Origin of the sequence: Bacillus sp. Nf3 (genome assembly GCF_003028545.1) — a bacterium.
GTDB lineage: Bacteria > Bacillota > Bacilli > Bacillales > Bacillaceae > Bacillus > Bacillus safensis.
This window is the reverse complement of sequence record NZ_PYUA01000002.1, coordinates 573,340-589,044: the sequence shown is the minus strand read 5'-3', so window position 1 is coordinate 589,044 and position 15,705 is coordinate 573,340. Positions and strand designations below refer to the sequence as shown.

18 protein-coding genes are annotated in these 15,705 nt (G+C 41.8%); 3 read left to right on the top strand and 15 right to left on the bottom strand.

Translation table 11 applies throughout. The features are described from left to right. Positions 1 to 36 precede the first annotated feature (36 nt). The 10 genes from C9414_RS07860 to C9414_RS07815 all read right to left on the bottom strand — a co-directional run bounded on the left by C9414_RS07860 (position 37) and on the right by C9414_RS07815 (position 10,115). On the bottom strand, positions 37 to 759 hold the full coding sequence (locus C9414_RS07860) for a GntR family transcriptional regulator (protein ID WP_047202254.1): 723 nt from the start codon (positions 757 to 759) through the stop codon (positions 37 to 39). Positions 760 to 949: 190 nt separating this feature from the next. After that, entirely contained in the window at positions 950 to 2,356 is a 1,407-nt protein-coding gene (locus tag C9414_RS07855; RefSeq protein WP_107163389.1) for a glycoside hydrolase family 1 protein, read from the bottom strand. After that, positions 2,340 to 3,686, bottom strand: coding sequence for a PTS cellobiose transporter subunit IIC (gene celB / locus C9414_RS07850; protein WP_041086060.1), 1,347 nt, complete (start codon positions 3,684 to 3,686; stop codon positions 2,340 to 2,342). The genes C9414_RS07855 and celB overlap by 17 nt, the downstream gene beginning before the upstream one ends. Before the next feature lie 25 nt (positions 3,687 to 3,711). Beyond that, entirely contained in the window at positions 3,712 to 4,044 is a 333-nt protein-coding gene (locus C9414_RS07845) for a PTS sugar transporter subunit IIA (RefSeq protein WP_039179767.1), read from the bottom strand. 3 nt (positions 4,045 to 4,047) lie between these two features. Further along, positions 4,048 to 4,359, bottom strand: a complete 312-nt coding sequence (locus C9414_RS07840; RefSeq protein ID WP_039179770.1) for a PTS sugar transporter subunit IIB — start codon at positions 4,357 to 4,359, stop codon at positions 4,048 to 4,050. 135 nt (positions 4,360 to 4,494) lie between these two features. Next, entirely contained in the window at positions 4,495 to 5,280 is a 786-nt protein-coding gene (locus C9414_RS07835; RefSeq protein WP_107163388.1) for a glucose 1-dehydrogenase, read from the bottom strand. Positions 5,281 to 5,292: 12 nt separating this feature from the next. After that, on the bottom strand, positions 5,293 to 6,141 hold the full coding sequence (locus C9414_RS07830) for a GRP family sugar transporter (RefSeq protein ID WP_039183192.1): 849 nt from the start codon (positions 6,139 to 6,141) through the stop codon (positions 5,293 to 5,295). Between the two features lie 114 nt (positions 6,142 to 6,255). After that, positions 6,256 to 7,665, bottom strand: coding sequence for an NADP-dependent phosphogluconate dehydrogenase (gndA, locus tag C9414_RS07825; RefSeq protein WP_107163387.1), 1,410 nt, complete (start codon positions 7,663 to 7,665; stop codon positions 6,256 to 6,258). Positions 7,666 to 7,763: 98 nt separating this feature from the next. Continuing rightward, entirely contained in the window at positions 7,764 to 9,008 is a 1,245-nt protein-coding gene (locus C9414_RS07820; protein ID WP_047202259.1) for a DNA polymerase IV, read from the bottom strand. A gap of 114 nt (positions 9,009 to 9,122) precedes the next feature. Continuing rightward, entirely contained in the window at positions 9,123 to 10,115 is a 993-nt protein-coding gene (locus C9414_RS07815; protein ID WP_058838026.1) for a carbon-nitrogen hydrolase family protein, read from the bottom strand. A gap of 180 nt (positions 10,116 to 10,295) precedes the next feature. Between C9414_RS07815 and C9414_RS07810 the strand changes: the two genes are divergently transcribed. Further along, the gene (locus C9414_RS07810) at positions 10,296 to 10,577 is read left to right on the top strand and encodes a hypothetical protein (protein ID WP_039179781.1); all 282 of its coding nucleotides are present in this window, start codon (positions 10,296 to 10,298) and stop codon (positions 10,575 to 10,577) included. 28 nt (positions 10,578 to 10,605) lie between these two features. Further along, on the top strand, positions 10,606 to 11,424 hold the full coding sequence (locus C9414_RS07805; RefSeq protein WP_052773100.1) for a membrane protein insertase YidC: 819 nt from the start codon (positions 10,606 to 10,608) through the stop codon (positions 11,422 to 11,424). 36 nt (positions 11,425 to 11,460) lie between these two features. Here the strand turns inward: C9414_RS07805 and C9414_RS07800 are convergent, their stop codons facing one another. The 4 genes from C9414_RS07800 to mce are packed head-to-tail and all read right to left on the bottom strand — an operon-like array spanning position 11,461 to position 14,956. Beyond that, the gene (locus tag C9414_RS07800) at positions 11,461 to 11,925 is read right to left on the bottom strand and encodes a chemotaxis protein CheW (protein ID WP_039179788.1); all 465 of its coding nucleotides are present in this window, start codon (positions 11,923 to 11,925) and stop codon (positions 11,461 to 11,463) included. Positions 11,926 to 11,939: 14 nt separating this feature from the next. Continuing rightward, a complete protein-coding gene (locus tag C9414_RS07795) occupies positions 11,940 to 13,061 on the bottom strand; it encodes a tripeptidase T (RefSeq protein ID WP_073979640.1) in 1,122 nt (373 codons plus the stop codon). A 16-nt stretch (positions 13,062 to 13,077) separates the two neighbouring features. Continuing rightward, positions 13,078 to 14,541, bottom strand: a complete 1,464-nt coding sequence (locus C9414_RS07790; RefSeq protein WP_107163386.1) for an acyl-CoA carboxylase subunit beta — start codon at positions 14,539 to 14,541, stop codon at positions 13,078 to 13,080. Next, a complete protein-coding gene (mce, locus tag C9414_RS07785) occupies positions 14,534 to 14,956 on the bottom strand; it encodes a methylmalonyl-CoA epimerase (protein ID WP_107163385.1) in 423 nt (140 codons plus the stop codon). The genes C9414_RS07790 and mce overlap by 8 nt, the downstream gene beginning before the upstream one ends. A gap of 101 nt (positions 14,957 to 15,057) precedes the next feature. Between mce and prli42 the strand changes: the two genes are divergently transcribed. Next, on the top strand, positions 15,058 to 15,150 hold the full coding sequence (prli42, locus tag C9414_RS20180; RefSeq protein ID WP_149126490.1) for a stressosome-associated protein Prli42: 93 nt from the start codon (positions 15,058 to 15,060) through the stop codon (positions 15,148 to 15,150). 38 nt (positions 15,151 to 15,188) lie between these two features. Here prli42 and C9414_RS07780 read toward each other — a convergent pair whose 3' ends face one another. After that, the gene (locus tag C9414_RS07780) at positions 15,189 to 15,698 is read right to left on the bottom strand and encodes a L,D-transpeptidase (protein WP_041106809.1); all 510 of its coding nucleotides are present in this window, start codon (positions 15,696 to 15,698) and stop codon (positions 15,189 to 15,191) included. Positions 15,699 to 15,705: the final 7 nt, after the last annotated feature.

Sequence of the window (15,705 nt, the reverse complement as noted above, 5' to 3'; positions counted from 1 at the left end):
AAAAGAGCAGTCTCCCTTGGGGGTTCTGCTCTTTTTTTAACGTCCTGTTTTCGTGATTTCAACCGTTGAAAAGTCAAATTTATCATAGCGATGATGGCTAAATGAATATTCAAATGGCTGCCCTGCGTTTAAATAAGCAACCTGCTCGACTTCAAGCACAGGATCTGTTGGGTCACACCCTAAATACTGCTGATCCAGCTGATCTGATTTAGCCGCTCTAATTTTCTTGTGCGCTCCTGCTATTTTTAAATGAAGCTGATTTGAAATGTAGCCATAGATAGAACCCAGTAGAACCTTTTCATCTATGCCCTTAATGAGATTGACAGGCATAAACGTTTTTTCTAATACATAAGGCTCTTCATCCACAAGACGGAGCCGGATGATATCATAAACAGGTGTGGTTGAGTCAATAGATAGATGGGCTGCCACCTCTTCGCTTGGAAAATGGACATCAAAGTGAATGATTTGAGTCGTGACGTTTTTATCCGCCATGACTTTTGTGAACCCTTTATTTTCATGGCCTGATACATTGATGGCCCCTTGATTGAGCGCTGCCTTTACAATAAATGTACCGTGGCCTCTTTTTCTAAAGAGCAGACCTTCTGCAACGAGAAGATCAAGCGCACGCTTCATCGTCATTCTGCTGCATTGAAATTCAGCGGCAAGCGAGTTTTCATCTGGAATGGGTTGATCTTCTGGATAATATGCTGTTCCTATTCGTTTTCTGATTTCTTCTGAAATGAGTTCGTACTTCTTCATCTCACACCACCAACTGACTTGTTTTTTCATAGCGCCTTATTTCTAGAAGGAATATGGCGTTTTTTTAGCCTTCTTCTCATTCTACACTAAGGGATGTGAGCTTAAAAGGTGCCAGCCATTTTTGTTTCATCCACTTACCGTCACATAAGAAAAATACTTGCCCTTTTCAAGGAAAGAGCAAGTATTTTGATTAAAAACCGTTATTCTTTGAAACTGATTGAAACCAGTATCCACTCTTCTTAATCGTTCGTTTCCCGTCTTTTTGAAGATCAACTGAGACAAATCCATAACGATTTTTATATGCATTCGACCAGGACCAGTTGTCCATAAATGTCCACAGATGATAACCTTTCACATTGCTTCCTTCTTGAATGGCTTGATGCACCCATTTGAGGTGCTCAGATATAAAATCAATACGGTAATCGTCATGAATCATTCCTTCTTCATCCTTAAATCGCTCTTCTCCTTCGACACCCATACCATTTTCAGAAATAAAGCATTCGATATTATCATAGTCTGTCTGGACTTTTTTCAATATATCGTAAATACCCTTTTCATAGATTTCCCAGCCTCGATACACATTCATTTTTCTTCCCGGCATTTCAAAAGAATCAAAATAATGGTTCGGCATAAATGGTGCTTGAGGATGCGGTATATGCTCTTTCGCTTTCACTCTTCTTGGCTGATAATAGTTGATGCCAAGAAGATCAATCGTATTCTCTTGAATCAGCTCAAGGTCCCCTTCTTCCATACTTGGCATAAAGCCTTCTTTCTTTAAGACTTCTACTAGTTTTTCCGGGAAATGTCCTTTCACCGCAGGATCTAAGAAGGAGCGGTTAAAGAAAGCATCGGCCATCTCAGCTGCTTCTACATCGCGCGGATTCTGGCTTCGCGGATACGAAGGGGTCAGGTTTAAGATGATGCCAATCTTACCCCCTTGCTGCATCTCTTTATAAGCCGCAATCGCCTTCGCATTTGATAAAAGTTCATGAAAACCGACCTGCACAGCCTTTTGGAAATCGACTTCGTTTGGATAATGAAAGCTATACATATATCCGCCTTCTACAGGAACAATCGGTTCGTTATGGGTAAACCATTTTTTCACCCGGTCACCAAATAATTGGAAGCATAATGTCGCATAGCTGACATAATCGTCGACCACCTGTCTGTTCACCCAGCCGCCTTTCTCCTGCAGCGCCATTGGCATATCGAAATGGTATAGGTTCACAAATGGCTCGATATCATGTGCAATCAGTTCATTGACCACATCATTATAAAAGGACACCGCTTCTTCATTGACTGCACCTGTTCCTTCAGGTAAAAGGCGTGACCATGAAATCGACAGCCGAAATGAATTGTGGCCAATTTCTTTCATGAGACGGATATCCTCTTTATATTTTCGATAAAATTGAGATGTCACGTTCGGCCCTACGCCATCAAAAAAACGAGTAGGCTCTTGTTCAAACCAATGATCCCAAATGTTCGGTCCCTTTCCATCACCAGGGACGCTCCCTTCCGTTTGCGTCGCAGAAGCAGAAGATCCCCACCAGAAACCTTCTGGAAATGTATATGATTGCTTGTTAGTTTCCATCGACATGTATTGAGTCTCCTTCACCTTTGATGTTTGCTGTCTTCGTATTTTCTGTTGTCGTTATTTTTTCATTTTTCACATTCATCCGGTCAATAAATTTCAGGAACGGGAACCAAATGACAAACACAATCATCAGGTTAAACAACTGAAGCAGACCGCCAGCTAGTGAATTTGTCGCCATCATTCCGCTAATAAAGATCGGTACTGTCCACGGGATATTCACGCCTGTAGGCGGCGGTACAATGCCTGATGCCATCGCAAAATAAGTAATACATGTAATGACCATTGGCGCCAAAATCCACGGAATCAGAATAAGTGGATTCATAACAATTGGTAAACCGAAGATAATCGGTTCATTGACGTTAAATAATCCTGGTCCTAAGCCGAGCTTGGCTACTTGTTTTAATTGCTTACTTTTCAGGAAAATTAAAATGGTAAACACAACAGCAAGCGTCATACCGGTTCCACCCATTCCAACCGTATAGATTTCAATAAACTGCTTGCTGATGATATTAGGAACCTCACCTGTTTTTGTATAGCTCTCTAGGTTTTGAATGGATAATGTATTCCAAATCGGATCCATGACAGAGTTGATAATAATTTGACCGTGAAGCCCAAAGAACCAAAGAATTTGTATAAAGAAAACAGCGATCAACGTCGGAATGATACCGCTTCCAAGACCGACAAGTGGCGCCTGAATTGCATGATAAATCAGATCATGCATATTTGTTTTGAAGCCTTGTGTAATGATGATATTAATTAATAAAAAGGTTGTAAGTGTCAAAGTAGCCGGGATCAGTGCAGCAAAAGACTTGGAAACAGCTGGCGGAACCCCTTGCGGCATATTGATCACAAATTTCTTTTGGACAAAATAACGATAAATTTCAGCAGATAAAAAGCCTGTGATCATTCCTAGGAACATCCCCTTTGCACCTAAACGATCGACTGGGATGACGCCTGCAATCGTTGCACCGCCTTCTTGTTCTAGTAAAAACGGAGTTAGAAGCAAGAAAGAGGCTAAAGCAATCACGCCGCCAAAGACAGCTTCTACATCATAGCTTTTTGATAAATAGTAGCCGATCCCAAATACAACAAACACACTCATAATGCTGATGGTCGCACTCGGTGCGATATTCAGTGCAGACTGGACGCCTTCCAGTACGGTTTTACTCATGATTTTATCTAAAAATGGCAAATTCATCAGCACAACCATAATGGAACCAAAGATGGTGAGCGGGAACGCAAGCATAAAGGCATCCCGTAATACGCCTAAATAGCGGTTGTTGTTCAATCTCCCAGCAATCGGAACCAAAATGGCACTTATTTTATCAAACATTGGTTTCCCCCCTTGTTTACACCCTTTATTGTTTAAGCGATTGGAATATCGGCAGGAGCTCTCCCACAAGCTCCTTGATGGTAATAGTCGACATTAAGTGATCCTCGGCGTGCATGAGCAGTAAGGAAAAGGATGTTGTTTCTCCTCCTGCCTCCTTCTGCACGAGTTGAAAATGGATGTCATGTGCATGCCGTAAATCTTCTTCCGCTTCTTTCATGAGACCAAAAGCCTTTTCTTCTAGACCTTCTCGATATTGTTTCAGAGCCTCGAGCAATTTACTGCGTGCATTCCCGCTGTGTAAGATCAATTGAAAGCTGACTTGTTCCTCCGTGAGCCCTTCGAGTGTTTTCTTTTCCATCCTTTAAGATTCCCCCATCAGTGCAAGTGCCTGTTCATACGCTTTTTGTCCATCGGCAAGCCCGTATGCCTGCATATCAATGACTTCTACCTCAATCCCGTATTTTTTTGCTTCTTTTTGCAGATCTCCTTTTAAAAAGCTCATTTGCGGTCCAATTAACACAACATCTGCATTCGCCATTTCTTTTCTCGCTTGATCTTGCCCAACTGCCCAAATTTCTGCTTCGTCCCCAATTGAATCGGCATGTGCTTTCATCTTTGTCACTAGTAAACTCGTAGACATTCCTGAACTGCATGCTAATAAAATACGTTTCATTTCTCTCACCCCATTGTTGTAATAAAAGCGCTTCCAATTAATATTATATATTTTTATTTTTAAATGTCTAGACATTTAATTTTATTTGTCTGTATTTAATATAAAAAAAGAGCGTATTGTACGCTCTTTTTTATATTATCCTTTTCCTGCCTGGAACCCAGGATACTTTGTCATGCCGCCGTCTACATATAACGTTAGGCCCGTAACATAGCTTGCTTCTTTTGATGCCAGCCAGGCAGCACATGCTGCCACTTCTTCCGGCTTTCCAATATAGCCGATTGGAATCAGCTCAATCACACCTTTTTTCAAGGCTGGATCATCGAATTTCTCCGCATTAATCGGGGTATCAATGGCGCCTGGTGCAATACTGTTAACACGGATTTTTTTAGGGGCATATTCAAGCGCCAATGTTTCTGTCAAAAGCTTGGCGCCTCCTTTACTAGCTGCATAATGCACAAAATGAGGCCAAGGAATTTGCTGATGAACCGACGACATATTAATGATCGAGCCTTCTATCCCATGATCCGTCATATACCTCAGTGCATCACGGCATCCTAGAAACATACCTGTTAAATTGGTAGACATCACTTTGTTCCAATTATCCAGCGTCATTTCGGTGGAAGGCACTTCATTTTCAATGCCTGCATTATTGATCATCACATCAAGACTGCCGAATGTATCAACAGCTTTATTAATCATTGCCTGCATATCCTCTTCCTTTGATACATCTCCCTTGATTTTCACAGCCTGTCCGCCATGTTTTTGAATATCTGCAATGGTGTCATCCGGATTTTCTTTATCAGAAAAGTAATTGATCACCACATTGGCTTTTTCTTGTCCAAATCGGCGTGCCATCGCTTGGCCAATTCCTGTACCTGCGCCTGTAATCAGAACTGTTTTTCCTTCTAAATCTGGATACATTCGTGTTACCTCCTATTTTGTAAAGCCTAGCAGCACACCGCCTGCAATAATCATCAAGCAGCCTGCAATGACAAAGCTTGTTCTAGATGCTTTCTCTTTTAATAAGTAAATGCCGCCTAGTGTTGAGATGACAATCCCTGTTTGTGACATTGAAAAGCTTACGGCTACGCCAATTAATGGAATGGCCAAAAGCAGCCCAAGATTTCCTGTTGACCAAACAAGACCGGCAATGATATTTCTAAACGTATATTTACTAAATGGATCCTGCTTTAAACTAATCGCTAAGGATGAAAGCAGCATGCCGACAGATTGCGGGACGAGTGCAGACCAGCCATCAATATCAAACCATCTTAAAATGACAACATATCCGACGTAGCCAACGGTTGAAATGAGTAGAATAATGATCCCTTTTTTAAAATTGCCTCTGCCATTCTCGCCGCCGTTCTTTTTTTGACCGAGCGATGTCATGACAACACCTGCAATGATTAGTAAAATGGCGCAGGAACCAATGAGTATGACCGTCATTGTCTGCCATTCTTTGAAGACCATGACGCCAAATAGGGTGGTGCTCACAAGCTGCATGCCCGTTGATAAAGGAACCGCTTTAGACACGCCGAGAAAAGCGACACTTGAAAGCTGATTCATTTGTCCAATACTCCAAAAGATGCCTGAAATGACGGAAACCGCAAATATAAGCGGGGTCAGCTCTGGCATTTTAATGAAAAAAGCTACAATCGAAAATAAAAACGCGCCGAGCGTAATGCCGAGGGTTTGCTGATACGCATTCCCGCCTAGTTTGACACTGATGAGAACTATACTTCCCCAAAATATCGCTGGGAGAAGTGCATATAAGATGCCCACTTCTATCCCTACTTTCTTGTCTTTTTTACATAGCATCCCTCTTTTTCTCATTTTTAGCCGAAAATATGCAAACAAAAAAACCTTACCAAAGGTAAGGTTTATCAGTCGTTCTGTTTATTTCATCCATTCAGTATGGAATACGCCTTCTTTATCTGTGCGCTCATACGTATGTGCACCGAAATAGTCACGCTGTGCTTGAATTAAATTCGCTGGAAGGACAGCCGTGCGATAGCTATCAAAGTAAGCAAGTGCACTTGAGAATGATGGAACAGGAACTCCTTGTTCCACTGCAAGTGAAATGACTTTACGAAGTGATGATTGATAGTTTTGAGCAATATCCTTAAAGTATGGATCAAGCAATAAGTTTTTCAGTTCAGGATTACGGTCATATGCTTCTTTAATTTGTTGTAAGAAGGCTGCACGAATGATACATCCGCCGCGGAAGATCATCGCAATTTCACCGTATTTTAAATCCCAGTTATATTCATCAGACGCTGCTTTCATTTGCGCAAAGCCTTGTGCGTAAGAACAGATTTTACTCATAAATAGGGCTTTTCTAACCGCTTCGATCAGCTCTTGTTTATTCTCAGCTGATTGCACAGGCTCAGGACCTTGGATCAATTGACTTGCTTCCACACGCTCATCTTTCATTGCTGAAATGTAGCGCGCAAAAACAGACTCAGTAATGATTGGAAGCGGGACACCTAGATCAAGTGAGCTTTTGCTTGTCCATTTTCCAGTTCCTTTTTGACCAGCTTTATCTAAGATCACATCCACAAGCGGCTGGTTTGTTTCTTCATCCACTTTTGTGAAAATGTCAGCTGTAATTTCGATTAAATAGCTGTCAAGCTCGCCTTTGTTCCACTCTGAGAATACTTCATGAAGCTCCCCTGCTGACAATCCAGCAACATGCTTCAAGATAAAGTATGATTCAGAGATCAATTGCATATCTCCGTACTCGATACCGTTATGAACCATTTTGACATAATGTCCTGCTCCATCTGGGCCGATATACGTTGTACAAGGCTCGCCATCTACTTTCGCAGAGATCGCTTCTAAAATTGGTTTCACTAGCTCATGCGCTTCTTTTTGACCGCCTGGCATGATGGAAGGACCTTTTAGCGCGCCTTCTTCACCGCCGGAAACACCTGTACCAATAAAGTGAATGCCACTTTCTGCAAGCTCTTGATTACGTCTTTGTGTATCCTTGTAATATGTATTTCCACCATCAATTAAAATGTCACCTTTCTCTAAGTGAGGAAGTAATGATTGAATGGTTGCATCTGTTGCTGCACCAGCTTTTACCATTAAAAGAATTTTACGCGGTGTTTCAAGCGACTGAACAAATTCTTCGATGCTGTATGTGCCAACAACGTTTTTTCCTTTTGCTTCTTGAAGAAACTCTTCTGTTTTGCTGCTAGATCTGTTATAAACGGATACGGAGAAACCGCGGCTTTCAATATTGAGGGCAAGGTTTTTCCCCATAACGGCTAGTCCAACCACACCGATTTGTTGTTTTGACATAATTCTGACGTCCCTTCTAACACACTATATTGATTACTGCTGAAATGATGTACCCTTTGAAATTACCACAACATCACCTCTTTTATCAAGTTTTCAGGCTAGTCATTTCCTCTTTCGTCCTGAAAAAAATCTTTATTAAAACTTGTCCCGCTTGTTTTACTCTCTTTTTCCTTAATGGTGATCCCTCTTTGCACCAGTGGCTTTCCATATTTTTCTTTCAGTCCATCTAAAATGGTTTGGAGGGGCTCTTCTTTTGCATCTTCTGTATATGAAAATAAATCAAGCTGTTTAACGGCTGCTTTTCGTTCGACAAGGTCCGTCCCCGTCACACCTAAGAGCCTCACTGGCTGGTCATTCCAATGTTTCAGGAATAACTGCTTTGCCGCTTCAAATATGTCTTCCTTTCGATCCGTTGGATTTGTGAGCATGACACTTCGCGTGATATTTTTCCAGCTTGCATACCGAATCATGATGAGCAGCCGATTCGCCATCACTTCTTTTCTCCTTAACCTTGCACTCACAGATTGTGACAGCTTATCAATTAACGTGACAAGTTCATCTGAATCATCCGAATCATGAGGCAGAGTGGATGAATTGCCGACGGATTTAAATTCGTATATTCTTTCTGGGTCCACGATGCCGTCATGTTCACCGTTCGCCTTTTGCTTTAATCTCGGTCCATTAATGCCAAGCAATTCTTTAAGCGTATACTCATTCGCTTTCGCTAAGTCTTCTATAGTATGAATTCCGATGGTTTTCAATTTATCTGCCGTTTTTTGTCCAACCCCATGCATATCACCAGCAGGGAGCGGCCAAAGCATGTTCGGAACATCTCGTTTACGCAATATGGTGATGCCCATTGGCTTTTTCCAATTAGACGCCATTTTCGCTAAAAATTTATTCGGTGCAATGCCGATACTTGAAGGAAGCATCAGCTCCTCTACTAGCCTTGTTTGAATATCATGAGCCGTTTTTACCGCATGCTCGGCATATGGCGTATGCGTTAAATCAATGTAGCCCTCATCAATCGATACAGGTTCGACTAAATCGCTGTATTCTCTAAGTATTGTAAACATCTCTTGTGAGGAGCTGCGGTACCGGTCAAAGTTCGGTGTGCGGACAATGAGTCCCGGACATAGCCGCTTCGCCTCCCACAAGGGCATCGGGGGCTTCACACCTAATGCTCTCGCCTCGTAGCTGCACGTCACAACAATCCCTTTACGCTCTTTTGCATTTCCGCTGATGGCTAAAGGTTTCCCTCGCAAAGAAGGATCATACGCCATTTCTACATTGGCATAAAAAGCATTCATGTCTATATGAAAAATAATATTTGACATTGGCATAACCCCATTTTCTTGTCTACCTAAATTTTGATCAGCTGTTTTTGATTATACATTGATTTACTTCATCTTTCCTTAAAAAAACCTTCTCTAAAAAAGAGAAGGTTTCACGTTCATTTACACTTTTTCTTCAAGTATACCATGTTGATATTGAATGTCCTCATATGTGAATACTTCATTTTTTTGAGGGTATAATTGTTTCACAACCGGAGTAGGCTGTTGATTAAAATTCATACTCAAACTTTGATTGGAGTAGTGTCCAGCCGGATCAATATAATACTTGTAATCAATGATTCTTTCTACATCAATGTCAGCGTAAGCAATTCCCTCTGTTTCAGCTGGAACCATATCACTGATCGGCTCCCCATCCGGCCCGTAAATGCACGTATGCCCGCTCTTAAATGTTTCAAAGTAATCTCTTTGCTCCTGCGTTAAACAAATCATCTCTTTCATTTCTTCCGTATATATAGATGATGTCATCAGCACAAATGTCTGTGTCGCGATGGCATAATATCTGCTTGATATTTCATCATCAAAATAGCCTGGCCAAGAGGCTACATGTACCTGCTCATTTTGGGCATTCATCGCCATAAGATCTAGCGGGACTTGATGCTCCCAGCACATCAATCCGCCTAGGTTTCCAATTTCAGTTTCAAACACTGGCATCATACTGCCACTTCCATCCCCCCAAATGAGTCTTTCTGCTACAGAAGCTCTCATTTTCCGATGTTTTCCTATTAAATCTCCATTTGGATTAAACCAAAGCTGAGCTAAATAGAGAGAGCCGCCATCTTTTTCACTGCATGATATACAAACGTACGTTTCATTTCTTTTTGCTGCTTCACTGATTTTTTGAATGGCTAAGCTAGGGATTTCAACTGCATTTTTATATAATTCATGATAGAACTTTCTTGTATATTCTGGATGACCAATAAAAGCAAACCAAGGATAACCTGGTAAAAATGCTTCTGGGAATGCCACAAGCTTTGCACCATTTGAAGCTGCCTCGTCAATCAGGTCACATGATTTCTCAACGGTTGCTTCCAAATTTAAATAGACTGGTGCTGCTTGTACCGCAGCTGCTCGAAACTTTGGGTAAATACTTGTCATATTCAAAACCTCCATTTCTTTTCATCCCCCTCATTATAGGATAGGAAATATGAAGTTTGGATGACATTTACTATTTTATACATAATAAGGAATTTTATTTAATGGAGAAAACACGCGGTTCTGTTAGACATTTAACCATGTGTATAGTACACTGTGAGTAATGAAATGGATGTGATAATCATGATTATTGATACATTCAATGAAGTCTTTTTCCTTGTTGAATTCTTTACGATTATTCTTCCAGCGCTGACGGCCATCGGCATTGCGTTTTTACTAAAAGACTGCCGTATGAACGAACACCTTGGTGGGCATCGTTTGGAAGAGTTGGACGCATCTTGCTTGAATCGAACAGACTTTCTGTTTATCATATATGATCGCATTACAACTTGGATTAGTAAAGTCATTCGAATGAAAAGATCATCTAATGATGATGAAGACCATTCGCTTCCTCTCGCTAATTAAATTTTTTTAATCATGAGGAGGAAACGAATTGAAACGTTTATTGACTGTTTTTACGACTTTATGTTTGATGATGATTGCGTCACCTGCATTTGCAGCGAGTGCGCAAACGAATACGAGCTCTGATGGGTTTTTCCATCATTATTTTGTTCAGCCTTTTTCTGAGCTGATCATTTGGCTTGCGAACTTCTTTCATGATGATTATGGTTTATCGATTATGTTCGTCACCTTGATTGTCCGCCTGCTGATTTTCCCGCTTTTTGCGAATCAATTTAAGAAGCAAAGAGTCATGCAGGAAAAAATGGCATTGGTGAAGCCTCAGATTGACCAAATACAAAGCAAATTGAAGAAAACGAAAGAACCTGAAAAACAAAAAGAACTACAAATGGAAATGATGAAAGTATATAAAGAGAACAATGTGAACCCGCTTGCCATGGGCTGTCTGCCGATGCTGATTCAAATTCCAATTGTTCTTGGCTTTTACTCAGCAATCCGCTCAACACCTGAGATCGCAACTCATACGTTCTTATGGTTTAATTTAGGACAAACCGATTTATTGGTGGCGATTTTTGCAGGGGCTATGTATTTCTTACAATTTTATGTCACGCAAAAATATGCGAAGCAATCAGGCACCCAGACAGAGGCTGCGCTGAAGCAGGCGAAAGTGATGGGCATGATTTTCCCGATCATGATGCTGTTTCTTTCAATTAATGCACCCGCTGCTCTTCCTTTATACTGGATGACAAGCGGACTACTACTCACGATTCAAACGATTATTTTAAATGTCATGTACCAAAAATCAAAAACGAAAGCTGCGGCTAACGAACAAGCCAAACCAGCTGCTGAATAAAAATAAACCCCTTATCTAAAGATAAGGGGCTTTTCATTATGCCAATTCTTCTTTCAACCGGTCTGGCAATTGATCGAGGTCCTCAATTTTCCCAAGGAATTTATTTGGGTCCACTTGTAAAATCATTTTGTTTTCTCTCTCCACAACGCCGAAGAAATATTCAGAGGCCTTCGTGTTCATATGAAATGGCTTGATCTCGCTTTGCTCGATATCGATAATATCTTTTGCATCTGAGACAAGACAGCCAATCATTTGATCGTTTACTTCAAATAGCAGCACCTTTGACTGCTCGTTTACATCAAGAGGCTTTCCGTGAAGCATCACACCTGTGTCACTGACAGGAATGACCTCTCCTCTTAATGACATCAGCCCTTTAATTTCTTTTGGAAGGTTCGATACTTCTTGTAAGTAAGGGACCTTTTCAATCGAACGAATATGCTCTACACTGATGCCAAACTCCTCTTGCCCCACCTGAAAAATAATAATCTTTTGCGCGCTCACAGAGTCTCCTGCCTTTACGATGGATTTGTCGTTTCTTCGATAATGGCGAGAACCATTTCAGCTGTTTTGACTAATTCTTCAATCGGCATTTTCTCATTTTTCGTATGAATATCTTCATATCCAACAGCTAGGTTGACAGTTGGGACGCCGTTGCCTGCAATGACGTTTGCATCACTGCCTCCGCCGCTCGTCTGCAGTTCTGAAGGACGGCCAATTTTTGCTGCCGCTTTTTTCGCCACTTCTACGACTTGATCGCCGTGTGAGAATTTGAAGCCTGGATACATGATGTCAATTTGTACATCGGCACTTCCGCCCATTTCTTTAGCGGTTTTTTCAAAGGCTTCTTTCATCTTCGCTACTTGAGCTTCCATTTTTGCTGGCTCTAAAGAGCGTGCTTCCGCCAAAATATCGACTTGATCGCACACAATATTCGTTTGTGTTCCGCCTTCAAAACGGCCGATATTCGCCGTAGTTTCTTCATCAATTCGGCCAAGTGGCATGCTGGCAATTGCTTTAGATGCAATAGTAATCGCAGACACACCTTTTTCAGGCGCGACACCTGCGTGAGCGGTTTTTCCGTAAATCGTTGCGCGTACTTTTGCCTGTGTTGGTGCAGCTACGATAATCGTACCAACCTTGCCATCTGAATCAAGGGCATAGCCGTATTTCGCTGTCATCAAATTTGGGTCTAACGCTTTTGCTCCAACAAGTCCTGATTCCTCGCCTGCTGTGATCACAAATTCAATCTTCCCGTGCGGTAAATTTTTCTCTTTCAGCACACGGATCGCTTCAAACATAGCAGCAAGTCCTGTTTTATCGTCAGCACCAAGAATGGTTGTTCCATCTGTTTTCACATAGCCGTCCTCAATGACTGGCTTTACGCCATTTCCCGGCACAACTGTATCCATATGAGAAGTGAAATAAATCGTATCTGCCTCTTGATTTCCTTCTAATGTGCAGACAAGGTTGCCTGCACCGTGGCCTGTTGCCGCTTTTGAATCGTCTTCAACCACTTTAAGACCAAGCTGCGAGAATTTTTCTTTTAATACTTCAACAATTTTCTCTTCGTGTTTTGTTTCTGAATCAACCTGAACTAATTCTAAAAATTCGTCTAGTAAGCGTTTTTCATTGATCATGATGATGCTCCTCCTCTTATAGCGGCATGTTGCCATGCTTTTTTAACGGTCTATCTTCTTCCTTACTGCGAAGCAAATCAAATGAGCGGATCAATCGCTCTCTCGTTTCAGCTGGCATAAAAATATCGTCTATCAGACCTGCCTGGGCAGCTTTCCATACACTTGGTTTGTTTTCAGACTCGCGCGAAGCAGGATGAACAATTTCGTCTGCGAACGTTTTCCCCATGACATCAATTTCGGCCTCTGGCCATGCATAAACAAAGTCAGCGCCTAAGCCCTTGCTATTCATCGCGACATAAGCACCGCCAAACGCCTTTCTTAAAATCACAGTGATTTTGGGAACGGTTGCTTCAGCATACGCATATAAAAGCTTTGCACCGTGGCGGATAATTCCTGCATGCTCAGCTTTCTCCCCTGGTAAAAAACCAGTAACGTCCACAAGGGTTAAGATCGGAATATGAAACGCATCACAAAATCGAATAAACCTGGCCGCTTTATCGGAAGCGTCAAGATCAAGGCTGCCTGCCAGCACCTTTGGCTGATTGGCAACAACACCAATGGAGGCTCCTTGTAATCTGGCAAAACCTGTGACAATATTTTTTGAGAAACAAGGCTGCGTTTCAAAGAATGAGTCTGGATCGGTTATCGCTGTCACCACTTGTTTGACATCATAGGTGCGTGATGGATCCTTTGGCAGAATTCTGCCTGGATCGGCGGAATCGCGCTTTCGGACCCCAGCGCGTGTGACAGATTGTTGTTTCGTTTGTATGTACGTTAAAAGAGTTCGAACCGCTTTTAACACGTCCTTCTCATCTTTCCCAGTATAGTGCACATTCCCGCTTGTCTGATGCTGAACACTTGCACCGCCAAGACGGTCAGGACAGACCGTTTCTCCTGTTGCTTTTTCTATTACTTTCGGACCAGTTAAAAACATATGAGCTGTTTGCTCTGTCATGAAGACAAAATCAGTCAATGCAGGAGAATAGACTGCACCTCCAGCACATGATCCTAAAATAACAGATATTTGCGGGATTCGACCAGAGTACAGCACATTCCGTTTAAAAATCTGTCCGTATCCTTCTAATGATACCACACCCTCTTGAATTCTCGCACCACCTGAGTCTTTTAGACCGATGACCGGCATTTGATTTTTAGCGGCCAGATCCATTAAAGAGGCTATTTTTTTCGCATGCATTTCGCCTAAAGAGCCTCCGTATACTGTTGCATCTTGTGCATAAACACATACTGGTTTTCCATGAATGAGTCCCGTTCCAATGACGACACCGTCACCAACATGCTCTGAGAGCTCGCCTGTTGCAAATGACTGAATTTCCATCAAGCTGCCCTCGTCAAGAAGTTCATGAAGCCGCTCTCGAGCCGTCAGCTTTCCCTTGTTCTTGTGAGCCGCTGCTCGTTTTTCGCCGCCACCCATTAGCGCTTTCTTCCGCCATTCAGACAAGTCATTGAATGATTCATTCATCACTATGTTTCTCTCCTTTCAAGGACTCGCACAATTCAAATAACACACCTGACGTTTCTTTAGGTGAAATAAATGCAATTTGCTTTCCGCTGGCGCCCATCTGTGCTGTTTTTTGGAGAAGCTGCACGCCAAGGTGATCGAGACGGCTAAGATCAGCCTGAATGTCACCCGACTTTAGCGCAATATGATGAAGCCCCTCTCCTCTTTTTGTTAAGAAATTATGTAGTTTACTGCGGGCTGAGATTGGCTCAATTAATTCAATGTGCAGATCATCAAGTGAAGTGAAGGACGCTTTAATCTCCTGCTCAGGAATCTCTTGTATGTCTGAAAAGTGCCAATTAAATAGCTGATGAAGCGTTTGAGATGTTTCTTTAATAGAAAAGACGGCAATGGCAATATGATCGATTTGTGTCATCCGTTCACTTCCTTTGCTGATCACTTGTCGCATATGAAAAAACCAGATAAAATAAAGACAACTGCGCTTGTCGCAAAAATCTTCGGTTATAGGGGTGCGATATGTCTCAAAAATTCATGAAATTTATGGTATTGCTTATGATTAGCCTGCTGTTAGTTTCTTCACTTTTAGCAGGAGCAGCAGCCTTTTTATAAGGATTGAATAAAAGCAGACAAGCAGGTGATTCGAGATATCAACGAATGGCCTGTTTGTCTTTGGCAAGCGTTTCAAAGGAAGCACTTGATTTTGTAATCCATACCTTTGTTCCAATTGGAAGCTGATCAAACAGCAGCTCTACATCTTGATTATGAAGTCTCACACAGCCTGCCGTGATAAATTTCCCAATCGAAGTTTCATCACTCGTTCCATGAATTCCGTAGGTTCTGCCATCTGTTCCTCGTGCATCAAATCCAATCCATCTTCGTCCAAGAGGATTATTCTTCGCACCGCCTTCAATATTTTTTCTTCTGTAATAGGGATCTTTCGCTTTGATCATAATGGTAAATTCACCTTCTGGCGTTAAATCTGCTGTTTTTCCTGTAGAGGCAGGATATACTTTTTGAATTTTCCCTTGATCAATAAAGGCAAGTTCATTTGTTTGTTTATTAATAATGACAAATGGGTCACCTGGCAGCGGGTTTTGCCCAAGCGGCCAGATAGGTGAAAGGGACATGGTCAGTACGGTATAAAATAAAAGACGCATAGGCTCC